The 1,868-nt window shown below is 58.8% G+C and carries 2 protein-coding genes; one reads left to right on the top strand and one right to left on the bottom strand.

Annotation, left to right across the window (positions count from 1 at the left end; translation table 11 throughout):
• The coding region (locus tag BKD70_RS23805; protein ID WP_070415519.1) for a DUF721 domain-containing protein at positions 1–417 on the bottom strand (417 nt) is incomplete at its 3' end.
• Between the two features lie 306 nt (positions 418–723).
• Here BKD70_RS23805 and BKD70_RS23800 point away from each other — a divergent pair.
• On the top strand, positions 724–1,868 hold a 1,145-nt coding region (locus tag BKD70_RS23800; RefSeq protein WP_371914023.1), incomplete at its 3' end, for a DEAD/DEAH box helicase.

Raw genomic sequence — 1,868 nt, 5'->3', positions numbered from 1 at the left:
GGCAGCGCGCAACCCCGGGTCGTTGATCCCTTCAGCAGTGGCCTGAAGGGTTTCGGCGGCCGTTTCCGACAGGTCCATGGTATGCCCCACTGCGCCTTGCGGCACGGTGGGTGGCTGTACCTTGAACTGAATGCGCGTCAAATTGGCAAATTCGTCGAACGCCATCAACTGGCGCTGCAAGCGCTTCTGTTGGTAGCGCAAGCGGGTGGCCCAATGCCCATCGGTGACAATTAATAGCAGGTTGCCTTCACGCCAGGAGGCGACGTGACAATGTTCCCGGGCGGCCGGCTGCAGTTGGCTTTCCAGCAGGCGTTGCAGATGGCCCAAGCGTTGCGCCTGGCCGAAGATAGCTTTCAGCGGTTTGGCTTCGCGGAGCAACGCGCCGGGGGCGCGGGCTGTGAGAGGGCGAAATGCCATGTTTAGACACCTTAGGTAACAGAGCGGCTATCTTAGCAGAAAGCACCTGTATGCCCCGAGGCTCTGCGTCGGCAGGGCTTTCTCCGTCAAATCAATAAGTAACTTCTGCGCCTAGTGGGTTGAAGTTCCAGCAAAAGCCCTTATTTTAAACATGCCCTCTCACTATGCCGTGCCTGTCTCAGGGAACAACGCCACTTTCCTCACCCACGATTCCGGGTAGAATGCGCGTTCGCAATGCGGCCGTGAGGGCTGCTCGGGCCACTCACGGTGCGCCCTCCATCCCTATGTGTGGAAGAACCTGCCGATATGTTTGCGCCTTTGTTAAAGAAACTTTTTGGAAGCAAGAATGAGCGCGAAGTCAAACGCATGCTCAAGACGGTGCAGCTGGTCAATGCCTTCGAAGAGCAGATGGTTGCTCTGTCGGACGAGCAATTGCGCGCCAAGACCCAAGAGTTCAAGGCCCGCATAGCCAAAGGTGAAACCCTCGACAAGCTGCTGCCCGAAGCCTTCGCGGTTGCCCGTGAAGCCGGTAAGCGCGTCATGGGCATGCGCCACTTCGACGTCCAGTTGATCGGCGGCATGACCTTGCATGAAGGCATGATTGCCGAAATGCGCACCGGTGAAGGCAAGACCCTGGTGGCAACCCTGGGCGTTTACCTCAACGCACTGTCCGGCAAGGGCGTGCACGTTGTGACGGTGAACGACTACCTGGCTCGCCGGGACGCCAACTGGATGCGCCCGCTGTATGAATTCCTCGGCCTGACCGTCGGCGTGGTAACGCCGTTCCAGCCGCCGGAAGAGAAGCGCGCCGCGTACGCCTGCGACATCACCTATGGCACCAACAACGAATTCGGTTTCGACTACCTGCGCGACAACATGGCGTTCAGCATGGATGAAAAATTCCAGCGTGAACTCAACTTTGCCGTGATCGACGAAGTCGACTCCATCCTCATCGACGAAGCCCGTACCCCGCTGATCATCTCCGGCCAGGCCGAAGACAGCTCGCGCCTGTACACCGAGATCAACAAGTTGATCCCGCGTCTTGAGCAGCACATCGAGGAAGTGGAAGGCGTGGTGACCAAAGAAGGTCACTTCACCATCGACGAGAAGACCCGCCAGGTCGAACTCAACGAAGCCGGTCACCAGTTTGTCGAAGAAATGCTGACCCAGATCGGCGAACTGGCCGAAGGCGAAAGCCTGTACTCGGCGCACAACCTGGGCCTGTTGACCCACGTGTACGCTGGCCTGCGCGCCCACAAGCTGTTCCATCGCAACGTCGAATACATCGTGCAGGACGGCCAGGTGGTACTGGTTGACGAGCACACCGGTCGTACCATGCCCGGTCGTCGTCTGTCCGAAGGGCTGCACCAGGCCATCGAAGCCAAGGAACACCTCAACATCCAGGCCGAAAGCCAGACGTTGGCGTCCACCACCTTCCAGAACTACTTCCG

It is taken from the genome of Pseudomonas sp. BS-2016 (assembly GCF_001806145.1).
Lineage (GTDB): Bacteria > Pseudomonadota > Gammaproteobacteria > Pseudomonadales > Pseudomonadaceae > Aquipseudomonas > Aquipseudomonas lundensis.
Note: the sequence above shows the minus strand (reverse complement) of the source record. Positions and strands in the feature narration are given on the sequence as shown.